This window comes from Pandoraea captiosa (genome assembly GCF_902459775.1).
Classification (GTDB): domain Bacteria; phylum Pseudomonadota; class Gammaproteobacteria; order Burkholderiales; family Burkholderiaceae; genus Pandoraea; species Pandoraea captiosa.
In genome coordinates this window covers 119653-136661 of the sequence record NZ_CABPSQ010000012.1, presented here as the reverse complement: position 1 = coordinate 136661, position 17009 = coordinate 119653, and the positions used below count along the sequence as shown (strand labels likewise).

General features: G+C 61.5%; 9 protein-coding genes. All 9 read right to left on the bottom strand.

The features are described 5' to 3' along the window. Window positions 1–2 precede the first annotated feature (2 nt). The gene (locus tag PCA31118_RS22705; RefSeq protein WP_246190386.1) at window positions 3–7754 is read right to left on the bottom strand and encodes a type I polyketide synthase; all 7752 of its coding nucleotides are present in this window, start codon (window positions 7752–7754) and stop codon (window positions 3–5) included. Window positions 7755–7769: 15 nt separating this feature from the next. Beyond that, window positions 7770–9302, bottom strand: coding sequence for an LTA synthase family protein (locus PCA31118_RS22700; RefSeq protein ID WP_150627238.1), 1533 nt, complete (start codon window positions 9300–9302; stop codon window positions 7770–7772). Continuing rightward, window positions 9303–10088, bottom strand: coding sequence for an SDR family NAD(P)-dependent oxidoreductase (locus PCA31118_RS22695; RefSeq protein WP_150627237.1), 786 nt, complete (start codon window positions 10086–10088; stop codon window positions 9303–9305). Next, window positions 10078–11289 carry a capsule biosynthesis protein gene (locus tag PCA31118_RS22690; RefSeq protein ID WP_150627236.1) on the bottom strand — a complete coding sequence of 404 codons (1212 nt, stop codon included), beginning with the start codon at window positions 11287–11289 and terminating at the stop codon, window positions 10078–10080. Before PCA31118_RS22690 ends, PCA31118_RS22695 begins: the two co-directional genes overlap by 11 nt. Window positions 11290–11301: 12 nt before the next feature. Further along, a complete protein-coding gene (locus PCA31118_RS22685) occupies window positions 11302–12426 on the bottom strand; it encodes a polysaccharide biosynthesis/export family protein (RefSeq protein ID WP_246190385.1) in 1125 nt (374 codons plus the stop codon). 199 nt (window positions 12427–12625) lie between these two features. Beyond that, complete coding sequence (locus tag PCA31118_RS22680; RefSeq protein WP_217431292.1) at window positions 12626–14221, bottom strand: glycosyltransferase family 4 protein; 1596 nt, start codon at window positions 14219–14221, stop codon at window positions 12626–12628. Further along, entirely contained in the window at window positions 14211–14882 is a 672-nt protein-coding gene (locus tag PCA31118_RS22675) for an ABC transporter ATP-binding protein (protein WP_150627233.1), read from the bottom strand. Before PCA31118_RS22675 ends, PCA31118_RS22680 begins: the two co-directional genes overlap by 11 nt. Continuing rightward, a complete protein-coding gene (locus PCA31118_RS22670) occupies window positions 14879–15607 on the bottom strand; it encodes an ABC transporter permease (RefSeq protein ID WP_150627264.1) in 729 nt (242 codons plus the stop codon). Before PCA31118_RS22670 ends, PCA31118_RS22675 begins: the two co-directional genes overlap by 4 nt. 70 nt (window positions 15608–15677) lie before the next feature. Further along, complete coding sequence (locus PCA31118_RS22665) at window positions 15678–16838, bottom strand: KpsE/RkpR family capsule polysaccharide export protein (protein ID WP_246190384.1); 1161 nt, start codon at window positions 16836–16838, stop codon at window positions 15678–15680. Window positions 16839–17009: the final 171 nt, after the last annotated feature.

Sequence of the window (17009 nt, the reverse complement as noted above, 5' to 3'; positions counted from 1 at the left end):
AATCATGCAACGTTAATTCGTCGCTGGGCCGCCGCGTTCTGCCCCAGCGTCGCTGCCACAGTGGCAGCGACCTCGTCCGGTTGCTGCATGGCATGTCGGTTGAACATCGCCGTCACCTGATCGGCGACACCGTGACTCTCGTCGTCGTGCAACGCCCCGGCGTTGCCACGTATGGCATGCATGATCGTTTGCGCCAATCCGCTGATCGTGGCGCCCTCGGTAATCGCCATGACCGACAACTTCACGCCGAACGTTTCCTGGACGGCCATGCCGAGCTCAATGCCCATTAGCGAGTCCATTCCCATGTCGATGACCGAGCGATCGAGTTCGACGTTGTCCGGGGACATATGCAAAATCCGAGCGATGTGACCTTGCAATGCGTTTTCTACCAGCGAACACGCTTGAGCCTGAGGCAGTGACCTGACCTGAGCGTGCAGCGTGTCTGTACCGTCGCCCGTGTTGTCGTCGAGGCGACCGGGAGCCAGGTCGACGTAGCGTTGCGCTCGCGCAGCGGGCATCCCACGTGCCACGGTGCGCCAGTCCAATCGGACCACTGCCTCCCCATATACGCCTCGAACCAAGGCGGATTCGAGCGCTAGCAATGCTTCGTCCGACGTAATCGAGTTCCCGCCGATGCGCGATTGCAACGCTTCACGTGTGGTGGCGTTGCGAGCAAGAAAACCGACGTCTTCGATGGGCCCCCAGGCCATGCAGGTCCCAGGTAACCCGAGCGCACGGCGTCGAGCCACGAGCGACTCCAGGAACGTATTCGCCGCGACATAACTCGCTTGTCCCGGATTGCCGAGGAAGGTGGTCGCAGACGAATAGACGACAAAGTGCTCAAGCGGGACCGAGCGTGTCGCACGATGCAGATTCCAGGCGCCTGCGACCTTCGGCGACAGAACGGAGAGGAAACGCTCGTCGTCCAGGTTACGCACCAGTCCGTCGTCGATCACCATGGCCGAATGGACCACACCACGTAGCGGATTTGGCCGCTGCGTCAACGACGTCACCAAGGCCTCGACTTGTGCTGACGACGCGATGTCGCATGTCACTGTCTCGACGGTCGCACCGGTTCTTGCCACAAGGTCGTCGAGGGCATCACGCATGTGCGCGGAAATCTGACCGCTTCGGCTGGCCAGAACGATATGTCGCGCGCCTCGCGCAATCCATCGCATGGCCGTCGCAAGACCGAGGCCGCCCGTACCGCCGGCGATCAGCCAGGTGGCGTCCGGTGAGAGCGCGAGCGGTGTCGAGGGCACCCGGCCCGGGGCAGGCGCCGGGGTTCCATGCGGATACGTGATCAGCACTTTGCCGATCTGACGCGCTTGCTGCATGTAGCGGAAAGCCGTTTCCGCCTGTGCTGCCGGGAAGGCGCGATAGGGCAACGGGTGGAGGACACCCGTCTCGAACAGGTTGATGAGCTCGCTGAACAGGCGCGCGGTCAGTTCCGGCTGCACGTTCATCAACTGATCGGCGTCGATGCCGAAGTAGCTGATGTTGTTGCGGAACGGCCTCAGGCCGACGCGCGTGTTCTCGTAAAAATCGCGCTTGCCGAGTTCCAGGAATCTGCCGAACGGGCGCAGCGCATCGATTCCCCGAACCATAGCCTCCCCGGCGAGCGAGTTGAGCACGACGTCGACGCCTGCGCCCTGCGTTCGGGTACGAATATCGTCCGCAAAGCGCAGGCTTCGAGAATCGAAAACGTGATCTGCGCCCAATAGTCGGACGAAATCCCGCTTCTCTTCGCTGCCTGCCGTGGCGAACACCTCGGCACCGAGATATTTCGCCAGTTGCGTTGCGGCGATCCCGACACCGCCTGCGCCACCATGAACCAGCACACGCTCGCCGCGCCGAACGCGCGCCAGTTCGTTAAGCGCATACCATGCGGTGAAGAAGGCCGTCGGGATGGTGGCCGCTTCCTCGAAAGTCAGCCCGCCCGGGATCGTAGCGACGGCATTGGATGGCGTCAGTACCCGGTTGGCGAACGCCCCGCTGGCAAATCCAAGGACGGCATCGCCAAGTTTCACGTTGGTGACATTGCGCCCGACGCGGGTGACTACGCCAGAGACTTCCATGCCGACGGTTGCGCCGGCAAACCCGTTCTCCACAGCCTCGTCCGACAGAACGCCCATCGCGTACATCACGTCGCGGAAGTTCAGGCCGGTGGCACGAGGAGAAATCTCCACCTCGTCATCCCCCAGGGAGCGCGCCGGACGTGCAAGCCATTTGAGATTGCGCAGCGAACCGGGCGCCTCGAAGCCGAGAGAGACGTCGACGGCCGGAATGGACAGCAAAGGCGATTCATCTGTCGCCCCTTCCCGCTGCTCGGCCACTGCGGCGCCAAGCATACGCGTCACATAGCGTTCCCGAGAGGTCAGAATGATCTCCTCTTCAGCGCTATTTCCCAGAAATTCGTCGACCAGACGCTCGGCGCGCGTGTTGTCGGCGACACGGACATCGACCACGCGGGGGCGCCATTCGGGATGTTCGTTGGCGATCACGCGCCCGAGCCCCCACAACGTGCTCTGCTCGGGGCACGCATGCGATTCGTCCGATTCGTCCGATTCGTCCGATTCGTCCGCAGGGACGACGACCGGTGCAGCCCCTTGCGTCACGATCCAAAGATGAATGGCGCGTGCGTTGACACTGCCCGATGCACTTACCATCTCGCGAACGCAATGCGTCAGTGCAAGCGGGCCGTGCGATTGTGCACGCAGTAGAGCGTCACCGTCGACGTCATCGTCCTGTTCGTTCGCCGCCCCGACCGTCGGCGACGGCGCAACGAAGGCGATGTTGACCGAGATCCCGGTCGGCGCATTCGCCAAAGCATCTGCCAATGTGGCGGGCGAGACCGAGAGCGTTCGATGTCCCCGCGAGACCAACGTCGCGCTCACCGCAGCGGCCAGGTCGTTGCCGGCCTGTGCGGATACGATCAACCAATGACCCGTCGTCTCGCCATCCGGCGATGCTGCGTCGGGCGTACGGGATTCGGACATGCCCTGCCCGGCGCGCGCTGCGAACATGACAGGCGAGCCTTCGAGGTCGAGATTGGCTTCGCGATGGACTTCGACATCACGGAAGCCTGCTTCGTTGAGCCAGTACTGCCATTGTGCGACTGATGCGACTTCGGTTTTATCGGTATCAAAGACAATTTCAGAAATGCGGGCATGCACCGGTTGCGCCATCACGAGCAACCCACCCGGCGCGAGCCAGCGGCGGGCGGCGGCGAGCAGGCGAGGCGCAGAGGCGAGATGCGGATCAGGTGCGGACTCCGCGTCGCAGGCGATCAGGTTGGCCTGGCGCCAGGCGCCCATCTGTGGACCGATGACGATCATGTCATAGCAGGGCGTTGCGTTGCCTGAACCGACGTCCAGTCTGTACTCGCCATCTCGGACGAGCGTCGCGAGCCGCACTTCGGCCCGGTCCGAGGCTTCGAAGCCATGGATTTGCGTGGCAGCGCCTGCAAGGGTGCGGTCGCATCGCGCGAGGGACACGTGGGCGTCGAGCGGGCGCACCTGCTCGTGCGCGGGAGATGCGACTTCCAGCACGCGAAGGCGCCGTCGGTGCGGCCAGCTTTGCACCGCGGTTTCGATACAGCTCGCGAGCCAGCTATTGGCGTATGCCCACGTGGGAGACGCATCGCGCCAGTGCTCCGCCAGTGCTGCAGATGTGGCGGATATTCTGCCGGGCGTCTCTCCGTCTAGTTCAGCGCGAAGTGCTACGCCGAGCCGCTTGCCACCGGTGGCAAGCAGACTTAGCTCGGCGACGTGCGCCGGGGATTGCGCGAGCACGGAACGCCAAAGTTCGTCGGTCGGCGGAAGCTCTGCGCACATCCCGACGTTCTTCAACAACTGTCCGTCCGCCACTTCGGCCAGTTCGTCTTCGACGAGCATGCGAACCAGCGCCCGATACAGTCGGGGACGATGCGCGGCGGCCTGAGCGTGCCCTGCACCGAAGGCATCGACGGATTCCAGTGCAGCAAGCGCGTAGCCGCTGGCGAGGATGTCCAGAAGAGGGAGCACCTCGGTCAAATGCGTCTCGCGACGTGCGCCAGACAAGTTGGCCTGTGTACTTGATGCAGCAGAGGCTGCGAGTTCTGCCGGTGCAGGTAGTGCTGTCGCCTGGCGCTGAGCGAGAAGTGGTTGTGGCGACGCAAAAAAGGTAAAGCGCGACGGGGCCTGTTGGCGTCTGCCGATCAGATCGACACGCCTGAAGCGACAGTTGGCCAGTCGCGCGACGATGCGTCGGCTGGCATCGACAAATTCGAAAGAGGCGACGGCGGAATGCGGATTGCGTCGCTCCACACGCGCGACGACGTAATGCACCGGTGCTTCGCAAAGATAGTCAACGCGACCGAACTGAACCGGCACGTAGGCGCTCCGATCGAGGTTTTCGCTGGCATCGGACAGCAGCACGAACAGCGCGTGCAGGCCGCTGTCCATTAACGCAGGATGCAGAACGAATGCATCGGAGGGCGTAGCCGCTTCCGCCAGTCCCTCGGGCATTGCCACTTCGGACAATGCCACGTCCCCGTGCACGCGTACCGACGTCACCCAACGAAACGCGCTGCCATATGTCAGCCCGATAGTGGCGGTCCGTTCATAGAGTTCATTGCCTGCAATGGCCGGTCGCGCCAGCATGGCATCGAGCCATACGGCGGGAACGGTGCTGTCGTCCGTGAGCGTGGTGCCGCTTGCGAGCAATCGTCCGCTTGCATTGAGCGTGTAGGGCTCATCTGTCATGCGCTCGCGCGTCTCGATCGTGAAGTAGCCGCTGTCGGGATCCACGATGCAGCGCACGCGCTTGGCGCGGGCTTCGTGAAATACGAGCGGGAGATGGATTTCGACGTTGTCGAGCGCACAGCTTTCTACACCGAAGTGCTCGCGTGCCGCGGCCATCGCCATTTCGACGTAGCCCACGCCGGGGAACGCAATAGCACCGTCAACGACGTGATCGGAAAGCAGCGGGAGCCGGGTGGGATCAATCTGGTTGCCCCAGGCCAGGGTGTGCTCGCGCAACCGATAGCCGAGCAATGGGTGCTCTCGTCTGCGATTAACGAGGTTGTATGCCTCGGGGCTTGGCGTAAGCCAATAGTGTTCGCGCTGCCAGGCGTAACCGGGCAACGGTACGCGCGCAGTGCCCGCCACCGGCGGCGCAAAGCGGCGGGTGTCCACGCGTGCGCCAAGTGCAACGCATGCGAGTACACCGTGGGCGAGGGCCAAGGCGCCGTCGCGCTGTCGCTTGAGTACCCCCGTCGCACGCCCGGCGTATTGTCCGGCAGCGAGTGTCTGTTCGACATAGGTGCGCAATATCGCATGCGGCCCGATTTCGCAAAACACCCTCGGTGCCTCAGCGGCGATGTGGGAAATGGCATCTGCGAATCGCACCGGTTCTCGGACATTGCGCCACCAGTAGTCTGCAGTGAGCGAACGGCCATCGCACGTCTGGCCGGTCACCGTCGACACAAACCGACGGGTGCCCCGCGAAGGCTCGAGACCGTCGAGTCGCGCTTCGATACGCGCGCGAATCGGGTCCATCTGGCGACTGTGAAATGCGTAGTCGAGACCCAGCAACTGGAAGAAGTCGTCTTGTGCCTGAATCGTGTCGCCAAGCATCGAGAGGGCTTGCAGGTCACCCGCGAGCGTGACCGATTGCGGACTGTTGATCCCTGCGATTTCGATTCGACCGGAGAGTCCCAAACGGGCAATGAGTGCCGTTGCCTGATCGGCGGAGATGCCCGCAGCGGCCATACGACCACTGCCTCGCGTCAATGCTTGTGCCTGACTACGTTCTCGTATGACCCGCACGGCCTGTGCGAGGCTCAGCTGCCCCCCGGCCCAAGCTGCGGCGACCTCACCGACGCTATGACCCACACAGGTGTCGAATTGAACACCTCTTGCTTCCAGTACACGCACGATCCCGACCTGCATCATGAACAGCAGGGGTTGGGCGACTTCTGTGGCGGCGAGCGCGTCGGCACCGACCCCGCTGCGAAGCATCGGCAATAGCGAAGCTTCTCCGAGGTCGCACCACAGCGAATCGACCGATTCGCATGCTGCACGAAAGACTGCGTCCTGAGCGATGAGTTCTCGACCCATCCCTTCCCACTGCGCACCGTTCCCGGAGAAGACGAGCACAGCCGGCCGTTCACCTGATGTGGCTTCGCCCAGGATGACGTCCGCGACCTGGCGGCGCTCGCCCGGCACAGACAAGGTCCGCAACGCGACCAGGCCTGCCTGAACATCCGCCGGGGCGACGATGGCACGATGTTCCAGCCACTGGCGATGTTGTGCCGCCCCTGCGGCCAGCGCTTGCCAGGAAACGCCGCGCTCAAGTTTCTCCAGATAGCGCGCGGCCATTGCCGAAATCGCGGCAGGTGTGCGGGCGGTCAGCATCAACGGGGCGAGAGGAGGCGCGTGGGGCAGCGGCGTGTCGTGGACGGTGTCCACGGTGCGTTGCGTGGGCGCACTGCGAAGCACGACGTGTGCATTGGTGCCGCCGAAACCAAACGAGTTGACGCCGACAGTCAACGTGTCTTCGCCCTGCTTGAGTGGCGTGAAGCGATCGACGACGCGCATCCGGCCCTCTCCGAAATCGATATTCGGATTGGGGGTTGTGAAATGCAGCGTGCGCGGCACGGCACGGTGTTTCAGGCTAAGTATGGCTTTGAACAGACCCGCCATACCCGATGCGGTCTCCAGGTGACCGATGTTCGTTTTGACCGAACCGACGAGCAAAGGATGGGAAGCGTCTCGCCCTCGGCCTGCGACCTGCAGCAGGGCACGCATCTCGATCGGGTCGCCGACGGCCGTACCGGTACCGTGTGCCTCGATATAGTCGACCGTGGCGGGATCGACTTCCGCGCGCCGGTAGACCTGTTCGAGCAACGCGGCCTGCGTTGCCGCCCCCGGCACGCTGATGCCGCCTTGTGTGTATCCATCCGAATTGACAGCCGATCCTGCGATGACCGCATGAATAATGTCGCCATCGGCGAGCGCGCGCTCCAACGTCTTGAGCAGGACCAACGCGCCGCCTTCGGATCGAACGTAGCCGTCGCCGGATGCGTCAAATGCCCGGCACCGTCCTGTGGGCGAAAGCATCGATGCTTTCGAGAAACTCACGAACCCGAATGGGTGAAGCAGCAGGTTGACGCCACCCGCGAGCGCCATTTCCGCTTCGCCGGATGCGAGCGTACGGCATGCCTGGTGCAAGGCGACGAGCGAGGACGAGCACGCGGTATCGACGGACATACTTGGGCCGCGCAGGTCGAACAGATACGACACACGATTGGACGCAATACTGGTGGTGTTGCCGGTCGCGGAGTACGGATCGACGGAATTCAGGTCGTCCATGCTGCGACTGCCGTAATCGGTGCTGGCGACACCGACATAGACGGCGCAGTTGCGCCCTTTCATGTCGACGGGGCGAACGCCCGCATCCTCGAACGCTTCCCACGACAGCTCCAGCAGGAGTCGTTGCTGCGGGTCCATTTGCGTCGCTTCACGCGGAGAGATGCCGAAAAATGCAGCGTCAAAACCCGCGACATCATCGAGCACACCTGCTGCAAACGTATAGCTCTTGCCGGGTTCTCGTTTCGACGGATGGCGATAGAACTCCGTGCCAAATCGCTCGACGGGGACTTCGGTGACAGCGTCTCGCTCCGAACGCAGCAGTTCCCAGAACGCCTCGGGAGAATCCACTCCGCCGGGAAAGCGACATGCCATGCCGACAATTGCAAATTGGGTGTTCATTGTTTCACTCATGATTCAGAGACCTGACGCCGCGATCTGGCGTCGCCCGGCTCGCAAGGCATGCCTGACGGCCATGCCGAGTTGCACGACATCGATGGATGCTTGCGTGGCATCGATATCGCCGAAATTTCGCCATATGAAGTACTGGCTTCGTGCTGGGGCCTGACCCAATGCGTCAAAGACGTGGCCAAGGGCGGGCACATGGTCCCCGTAAAAGCAGAGCACCGTTTCGCGCTGTCGTGTGCGCAGATAGTTGAGCAGGCGCCCGATCATGTCGTCGGCGCTCTTGAGGTGTCGTAAGTAAGCGGTGAGGTCACGCCATTGCGCATCATCGCCGAGTTCATGCCACGCGGACGACTCACCGGCAGCAACCGTTTCGAGATGCAGCGGGCCGTGGTTTTCCATCGACATGGCGAAGATGAATTGGGGCGAAGCGCGATCATCGAGGTCGGCAACGCGGAGCCGTGCCACGATCGCGTCGGCCAGCGCGGCGTCGCTCACGTATGTGCCTGCGCGCGGCGCATCGCCGAAATGCTCGATGCCCTCGAACGCGGCGAAGCCGAGCAGCGGAAGCACGCGATCCCGTCCAAAGAAGTCGACGTAATAGGGGTGCAGCGCAGTGGTGCGATAGCCGCCGCGGGAGAACCAGGACGCCAGCGATGTGGCAGCTCGTCGCACGAAAACGTACGGATAGAAGCGTCCATACCCCAAGGCAGACTCATCGACCCCGGTGAGCAGCGCGAACTCGGTTCGCATCGTATTGGCACCCCATGCCGGTACCGTGAGGTCGCCGTATTGCGTACTCTGCATACGAGCGGTGTCGAAATGTTGCAGTACCGACGGACGTATCGACGGATGCAGCGTGCGTGCATCGAAGAAAGACTCGCTCTGAATCACGACGACGTCGGGGTGCGTACCGCGCGCATGCCCGGTGGCATGCGGTCCGCTGGCGAGCGCCTCGGCAACGCGAGCGAAGGTCGAAGGACGCCAGCCGTTAATCAGGTAGGCGACGAACGTGGCCGTGAAACCGTTGGCGCGAACGTCATCGCTCGCGTGCAGGGTAAGCCTCATTCCGTTGGCGAGAACCGCGGCCAACGTCAAGCACAGACCAAGCATCGCGATTGTCGATGTGACGCCGGGCCGGGAGATGGTCGGTTCGATCAAAACCGCCGAGATGAGTATCGACGCACCAGCAACGAACGTGACAACCGTTCCGCGGCTCAGGAATGGCAGATACAAACGTGGATGCGCGAAGAGTTGCGCAAACAGGCTCAGATCCGTGAAGACGAACGGTTCGCGTAGCGATGCATGCTTCGCATTGCTGACGCCGGCCATCACCCCGACCAGTCCTAGCGTCACACCGGCGGCAAAGATCGGGCGAGCGAAGGCATAGAAAAACAGGACGAACAGCAGCGTCGTCACCACCCATAGCAGAGCCCACGCGCGCCATGGTCTGCGCCATCCGGCGTGAGGCCGGGCCATCGCATCGGGTACGGCGCAGAATATGAGCGTCACGCCCCAACAGGCGAGTAGTGGTGCGAGGCGCATTCAGGCCTCCGCCTTGGGCAGGTATGACAGTCGATCGAGAATGCGATCGGCGATGGCGACGGGTAGCAGCGCAAGGAGGCGCATGCCAAGCGCGAGCAGGGTCGGGAAGGCAATTTCGGCACGTCCTGCGGCCACCTTGCGTGCGATCAGCGCAGCAGCGCTCGGTGCGGAACGCATCATCGGTTTGTCTCCCGGAAACACGTCGCTCATCGCCGTCTTGACGAAACCCGGAAGCACGACGCTGAGGGCGATGCCATCGCGCGCGAGCATCGGACGCAGTGAATCGCCCCAGGCCTTGATGGCGGACTTGCTGGCGCAATAGGCCGGTGAGATCGCCATGCCGCGAAGTGCAGCGATCGAACTGATGAGTACGATGCGACCGTGCTTGCGTTCGCGCATGTGTGTGAGCGCGGGAAGCACGGAATTGATCGTGCCGTAGAGGTTGACGTCGACGATGCTGCGCACCCGATGCGAATCTTCCCAATCGGAAGCGTTTGACAGTGTGCTGGCGGCACCGGCATTCGCGATCAGCATATCGATGGGCCAATGGGCATCGAAGTCGTCGATCCATGACGACATGGCCGCGGCGTCGCGCACGTCGAGCGTCGCCACAACGGCCTTCGCGCCCAACGCTTCGCATTCGAAGGCACATTCGCGCAAGCGGGTCGCGTCACGGCCGCATAGTCCCAGAACGGTGCCCGGGCGGGCATAGGTATGCGCGAGTGCACGCCCGAGGCCTGCGCTCGCGCCGGTAATGACAATGTGACGTGCGCCTTCAGGCTGCATCTCGCGCCTCCAGTCGCTGCACTACGCCCACGAGCGCCATGCCAATGCCCCCTCGGGTATAAAAGTCACCATTGATCTGCGTGTTGTGAATGACAAAGTGCAGAAACGCGGTGTAAAGCGCCATGTCCGGACAATCCGGCGCTTGCCAGAATGTGTCCAGACCATGCTGCCAGGTCAGGCCCTGCATGTCGTAAATGGCTTCACCGAGCACGACGAGCGGCGTGCCGTGGTGCAGCGCGGACAACCCGACCGTACTGTTAATGACGACCACGCCCTGCGCATGCTCGAGCAGCGTTGGGAGATGTCCCGCGTCAATGAAGTGGACACGATTTGCGACCCCCAGACGACGTGCGATGCGCAATGTGTGCTGGCGATAGTTGATCAGGCCTGTGTCGAGCGGATGATTCTTGATGACAAGCTGGGTGTCGGGCGCCGCATGCGCCGCGAACGACGCAACCACGGCGTCGATAGCACCGCAAATGCCGTCGAAGGGCGAATGCACGACGACCTGGGCGTCGGAGTTGAGCTGCAACGGAAAGAGGAAGTACCGTTGTGCATGGTCGCGCAATTCACGTGTCAGGTAGTCCGCTTCGCGATGAAACCCGCGATTGCGAATGGCGCGTGCAGCGAGTCCTGCGTACTCGAACAGGCCGTTTCTCGGTCGGTGGCTTTGGTAGTGCCGATAGCGATGCGCGTACGCTGCGTTAGCCCAGCGGTAACGCATATCGTGGAATGCGCGCTCCTTGAGGTTGTAACCCGTCGCGATCGGCGCTCGAAACTGTGGAAGGTTGCGATAAACCTCGCGGTACCACGCCGGATCGCGCGGCAGCTTCGAGCGGCCATTGACGCCGTGGTTCTCAAGCGTGATCCAGTAAGGACGCACGTACCCTTCTTCGAAAACATGGACCTCGACGCCCATTCGGTGAGCGACGTCGTGCATTGGTACGTGCACATCCCGACAATCGCCAAACAGCAGAACGTCGGTTACACCACGGGTGCGCACGGCGTCGGCATACCAATCGCCGAGCGTTTCCAGCGGGGCATTAAAGTCGCAGTTTTCGGTTGACGTGCCTCCGTAGACCAGATCGCCACCGCAAAAATTGACGCGACACACCTCATTTCCCCGGACTCGCAATGCGCTCGCCAGTTGGTGGAAGAAGGGAGAGGCGGTGCCTTGCAGCACCAGATATGACCGGTTCATGGGTGAGCCCGGTCACTTGGTCGCGTTAATGACGCTCAACGTCGGATAGAGACCCGAGAACACCAGGTTCATGAACTTCTGGAGTTCCGCCACTGGCGCGTTCGAGACATAGACCAGGTCTTTGTCGTCCATCATGAAGTTCTGGGCAACGAAAAAGCTGCTCGGGTTTTTGAGGTCGACACGGTAGATGACCGGCACTTTTCCGTTCGGCGTCGTCTTGACGGGCGCATTCGGCCAGTCGAGTGCTTCTGGCGACTCGAATCGGAAGACGAAAACGCCGCGCGGATCGGAGCGACTGTCGTTCAGGCCACCGCTACGAGCGAGCGCCTGTGACAACGTGATGCCCTGCGCCTCGAAGTTCACCTCGTCGTTCTTGCCTGATGCGCCAAGCATGGTGAAGCTATAGGGTTGGAACAGCGCGGTGACCACGTCGTGCGCATGCAACGGAATGTTCTGACGCGGATCACGGATGATCGACTGGAGCGGCAGCGACTGCACGACCCTCCCGCGCGTAACCTGAATGGTGGTTTTGTCGACTGCCTGACGCGTACCGCCCGCGGCGGCGAGCGAATCCAGCAGACGCTCGTTGCCTGCGCTCAACTCCATGCGCACGCTGCTGTTCACATCGCCCACGACCGTGACGAACGCGTTGGCGCGCTTGACCACGCGTGTCATGACCTGAGGCTGGTTGGCCTTGTTTTTGAGTCTTTTGGCTATTTCACCGGAAACTTCATTGATCGTTCTCCCGGTTACCGGAACACGTCCGGCGAACGGGACATCGATCTCGCCTTCCGTATCGACGGTTTGCGCGGGGAGGACGACAGCACGGCTCGCGCCGGTGCCGAGCTCCGGCTGGAGTGGCGCGCTGAACAAAGCTGCCGGCGGCGATTCCCACACGGATACTTCCAATATGTCGCCCGTCCCGACGCGTTGAGCCGGGACCATAGCGTCGCCGAAAGTCGACGCGAAGTCCGTGGACCGGCGTTGCGCGAGAAGCTTGCGCGCGACTGCGTCGGACACGTCGACGATCTGAATTCCGTCGATCAGCCCCGAGGGTTCCTGTGCCTCGTTTTCGACTTGCGAGCGAGTCGGACCGGAAGACGGCACGAGAGAACACCCGGCGAGAGTCGTCAGCATGGAAACCGACAATAGCAACTTAACGAATCTGGCGGGCGTGCGGGGAATCATCGGGATGTACGGTAAGTGAAGACGAAACGGTAAAAGTCGAGGCATTTCCGGCGCGCGAATTCAGGCGGCAGCCTGTTGTTGACCGGCCGCTGCTAAGGCGGGAAGGGCGCACGAAGGCGCCGCACCCGCCCGCCGGAGCGTGTGTCTCTCAGGCCGCTTTTTGGGTTTTTGAGACGAACGCTACGACGTCCGCCTGCGTCGTCGTGCCGAGTTCTGTTCCGGTCACGCGTGACAAGAACGATTGCCATTGCGGAAGGATGGCCTCGGGCAAGTAGCGGCCCGACACCTCGGCACCGCGCAGACGCAATTGCTTGCGCCGCGTTTCGGCACCTTCGTCGTAGATCACTTCCTTGAGCGCCTTGACGAGACTCGCCGTCGAGTATGGATCGAAGTAACCCGACGCGTCGTCGTAGATCTCGCGGTGGACCGGAATGTCAGACGCCACGGTGACACCACCGCTTCGCATGGATTCCACGCCAGAGAAGTCGAAGCCTTCCCCCAGACTTGGGCAGACGGTTGCCAGTGCATTGCGATACAGCACGCGCAGATCCGGCGCGGGGACGGCGTTGAGTGGGAACAGTTCCCCGCGATCGATCCAGGGGCGCATCGCCTTTGTGATGGCGGCGTTGTCCCAGCCGAGGGTGCCTACGACGACCAGCTTGAGATCGGGATCGATTTCTGACTTGAGAACCTCCCAGGCCGCCAGCAGGCGGGCATGGTTCTTCCGCGGTTCAATCGTCGAGACGATCATCACGTACTTGAACGGACGGGGGCTCAAGACACGTTTGTAGAAATTCTCCTGCTCGCGCAGACTGAAGAACTTCGGCAGTAGCTCCACGCCTTCGTAAAGACGTGCGCGGATGATCTCCGGCACGCGCTCGGGCGCCGCGGGTTGATCGAAGTAATGGTGCGAGACCATGTTGTGAATCGTCACAGCGCGCGGAGCCGCTTCGGGGAACAGGCGCAACAAGTCCTGGCGCGTCGCTTCGGACACGCAAGCGAACCATGCGCCGCAGCGAACATTGCTGCCGAGTGCGTAGAAGTGGGTGGCCTGGTGAACGGACTTTTCCGGAATGGTGTGCGGCATGAACACCGGAATGGCATCGTGATAGCGCACCACAAAGGCGGTGTTCCGGCTGACCGTGGCAGGGTATGGCGTCTGCGCGATGAAGACGTCGACGCCCTCCGTCGCCAGACGCGGATAGCTTGGCGTGGACTTCGCGCTAAGGGAGCGAAGCCCGGCCATATGCATGAGGCGCCACGGCACTGAGCAGATGCGATGGTTCGCCGTGGCCACCAGCGAAAAGTCGGACGCCGGCAAAGTCTTCGAGAACAGGGTCCGCCACGTGAAGTCGGTGAAATTCTCCGACTCGAAGCGGGTAAGTTTTACGCGCGACGCGCCGATGAGCGAGCGCAACGACAGAGAGGTTGCGGCGAGTCGGCGTTCCAGGTGTCCGATCACGATATCGACGACAGTGCGGTACGGCTTCTCTGCCATGGACACGATGACGCGCGAGTATCGGTTCAGACGCCGGGCGTCCGACATGCGACGCGCCTTGGACGCCTTCAGTGGCGTGCCTTTGGCCAGCGATCGATGGGACATCTGAATCATGCCCTCTGTTTCCACGCTGTCGATCATTCGCAAACCACGAAACAGCAAACGGGTTTCCTGCGGAATGCCGGCGAATCCTTCCATTGCCGGACGCATTTCCAGCAGTACCTTGACCTTGCGCTCAGTGCTCATGCTTACCCTGTTGTTGCTTGAGTTCATAGAATCGATATGCCGCATCGATATCGTCAAAATGATGGAGCGTGCCCTTGTCCAGCACGAATCCGGTCGTGCACACGTCCCGAATGAGATCTGCGTGGTGAGAGACGACCAGCATGGCGCGGTCTTTGCGCCGCTCGAACAACTCCCGGTTGCACTTCTCCTGGAAACGGGAATCGCCCACCGCGATAACCTCGTCGATCAGGAAGCAATCGAATTCGATTGCCATCGAAATCGCGAACGCGAGCCGCGCACGCATACCGCTTGAATACTTCTTCACCGGCTCTCGAAGGTACTTGCCGAGTTCGCTGAAATCTTCGACGAAGGGGCGAACCTTCTCGTACTCGGCCCCATATACGCGGCAGACGAATCTGACGTTATCCAGTCCGGTCAGCGAGCCCTGAAACGCGCCACCGAACGCCAGCGGCCATGAAACGTTCATGCTCCGCCGAACGATGCCGTCGCTGGGCAGCTCGGCCCCGCTGATCAAACGGATCAGCGTGGACTTCCCGGCGCCGTTGCCACCCAGAATGCCTACGCGTTCGCCTCTCGCAATGCGCAAGTTCACCTTGTTGAGTACGGTGACCCGCCCGAGCCGCGTGGCATAGCGCTTCGTAACGTCAGTCAGTTCGATCATTGCAATTCCACCCGGCGCGAGGCGCCGCGCACGACAAGCAATCCCAGCCACGTCAGCACGAGATTGACAACGACCACATACGGAACGTCGTAAAACGGCTTGACAGCGGTGCCGTAATATCCGAACCGGAACAACTCGACGCAGTTCGCCGTGGGGAATAGCAGCACGATTTCCCGAATGCTCGGCGGCAGCCAACTGGCCATGACCATGGCGCCCGAGACAGGCAACTGGAAGTACGCCAGCGGGTGCCAGAACCGATCAACCAATTCGCTGTATTCGCTCAGTCCGCCGATCAGAAGCGCCATCGCTGCGCTGTACCACGCCAGCAGACCCCATCCGTAAATCATGTCCATGATGTTCACGGGCAAGTCGATGACGCCGGCTGCCGTGAACACCGCCATGAGCACGATCATCGACAGGGTCGCGCCGGCGACTTCAAGCGCAATGCGCGTGAAGAACAAGTCGATGACCTGCACATTGCGGTGGTACAGCAATGCCTGGTTCGGCACTACCGCACCTGCGCAGCGTCCAATCGTGTTGCGCCACAAAAGAATGGTCGAGTAGCCCGTGAGCGCATAGGCCGCGGCATTGATGTGGTGTGCGCTACCCGTGTCGTGGACCAAATTCCAAAGTACGAGAATGCCCAGCGTAAACATCATTGGTTCGACGAAAAGCCATGCGAAACCGATGTTGTGACGGCCGTAACGCGTGATGATCTCGCGCATCAGCAGCGCCTTGATTACGCGCAACTGAATGCGTAAGGAGCGCAGCAGCGTTCCCGGCGGCGTGCGACGCTCAGTCACGATGTTCTCGCACACTGGCCAGCAGCAAGCGCAGCGAAGCCCAGACCAGCAACGACAGAATCAGCGTGGCGGCAATGTTGCGAATTCGGTGCGGCAGCAGGGCTTTGTCAGGCGCGTTCGGCTGAGCGATACGCTCCAGATACAACTGTTGGCGAATGGCCTCGTTGCGGGCGGTTTCCAACGACACTTGCGCGGATGCGAGCTGCTTTTCCGCGAAGTCGCGGTCCAGCGCGAGGCGCTCGTAGCGGGCATTCTTGTTCGCGAGGGAATTGCGGCCACCAGCTACACCCTGCGTCGTTTCATTGATTTGTCGACGCAGCGTGTCGATGCGAGTCTTGAGCACCGGGATTTGCGGGTTTGCCGGCGCCACCGATTGCAACTGTGCCAGCAATGCGCTGCTGTTCTTCAGATCCATCTGGATCTGAGACGCTTGCTGGAGATCCAGCGCGGACTGCTTCTCCGGATCGAAAACAGACTGATGTTCTCGGAACGCCAGCAGTTCGGCGGACGTCCTGCGAACGGCATTTTGTGCGCGCTCGACCTCGCCGGCGGCGTATCGCACGGCGTCCTGCGCCGCCCGGCTATTCATCTCGTTGACGCGTTTTTCGCCCAGATCCAGCAATTGCAGATTGAACGTCTGCGCTTCCTTTGCCGAATAAGCCTCGACCGTCAGTGTCGTGATCGAGGTGGTGGTGTCGTAGTGCACTTCCACGCGGCGCTGGAAATACTTGAGCAAGTCCTCGAACGATGTGCGCAGCCCCAGTGTTCCGAACCGACTAAACACATCGCCATTGTCGCCGCCATAGGCATTTCGGAACGTCTCACCCTTGTTCAATTCCGTGAGGGCGTCACGCGAAAGCATGTAGTCGTTTACTGCATGTGTGTCGTCGTCCGCGCGGGCGAGCCCGCTGCTTTGCAGAAAGCTGCCGAACAAGCTGCCAGCTTGCGCGCTTTTTTGCGGGCTGCGGACGACAAACGTCGACGTGGAGACATAAACGTCTGCGGCAATGAACGTGAAATAGAGCGTCGAGACAAGCGACGGCAGCAGCACCACGGCTGCAAAGAGTTTGTCGATTCTCTTTAAGCGAGCGACGAAATTGCTCTGTTGACCGGCGCTGATGCCGGTCTCCCCGATTTTTTGTACGTTTTCCAATTTATTTCTTTTGTTTTTTTAATCCTCGTCGCGAAGCTCGCGCAAGGATCTTTCGCCGTACTGCCTTCGGCTAAGGTTGACTCGGGGTCTATCAACTTAGCTGTTCCAACCTAAAGAACTGTGAATATCGCCCAAAACCGACCGAATGTAATGGTGAGTAATACTACAGCA

What these genes read in the sequence shown, in the direction of transcription:
- PCA31118_RS22705 (WP_246190386.1), bottom strand. Translation starts at nt 7,754, where the DNA reads ATGAACACCCAATTTGCAATTGTCGGCATGGCATGTCGCTTTCCCGGC.
- PCA31118_RS22700 (WP_150627238.1), bottom strand. Translation starts at nt 9,302, where the DNA reads ATGCGCCTCGCACCACTACTCGCCTGTTGGGGCGTGACGCTCATATTC.
- PCA31118_RS22695 (WP_150627237.1), bottom strand. Translation starts at nt 10,088, where the DNA reads ATGCAGCCTGAAGGCGCACGTCACATTGTCATTACCGGCGCGAGCGCA.
- PCA31118_RS22690 (WP_150627236.1), bottom strand. Translation starts at nt 11,289, where the DNA reads ATGAACCGGTCATATCTGGTGCTGCAAGGCACCGCCTCTCCCTTCTTC.
- PCA31118_RS22685 (WP_246190385.1), bottom strand. Translation starts at nt 12,426, where the DNA reads ATGCTGACGACTCTCGCCGGGTGTTCTCTCGTGCCGTCTTCCGGTCCG.
- PCA31118_RS22680 (WP_217431292.1), bottom strand. Translation starts at nt 14,221, where the DNA reads ATGAGCACTGAGCGCAAGGTCAAGGTACTGCTGGAAATGCGTCCGGCA.
- PCA31118_RS22675 (WP_150627233.1), bottom strand. Translation starts at nt 14,882, where the DNA reads ATGATCGAACTGACTGACGTTACGAAGCGCTATGCCACGCGGCTCGGG.
- PCA31118_RS22670 (WP_150627264.1), bottom strand. Translation starts at nt 15,607, where the DNA reads ATGCGCGAGATCATCACGCGTTACGGCCGTCACAACATCGGTTTCGCA.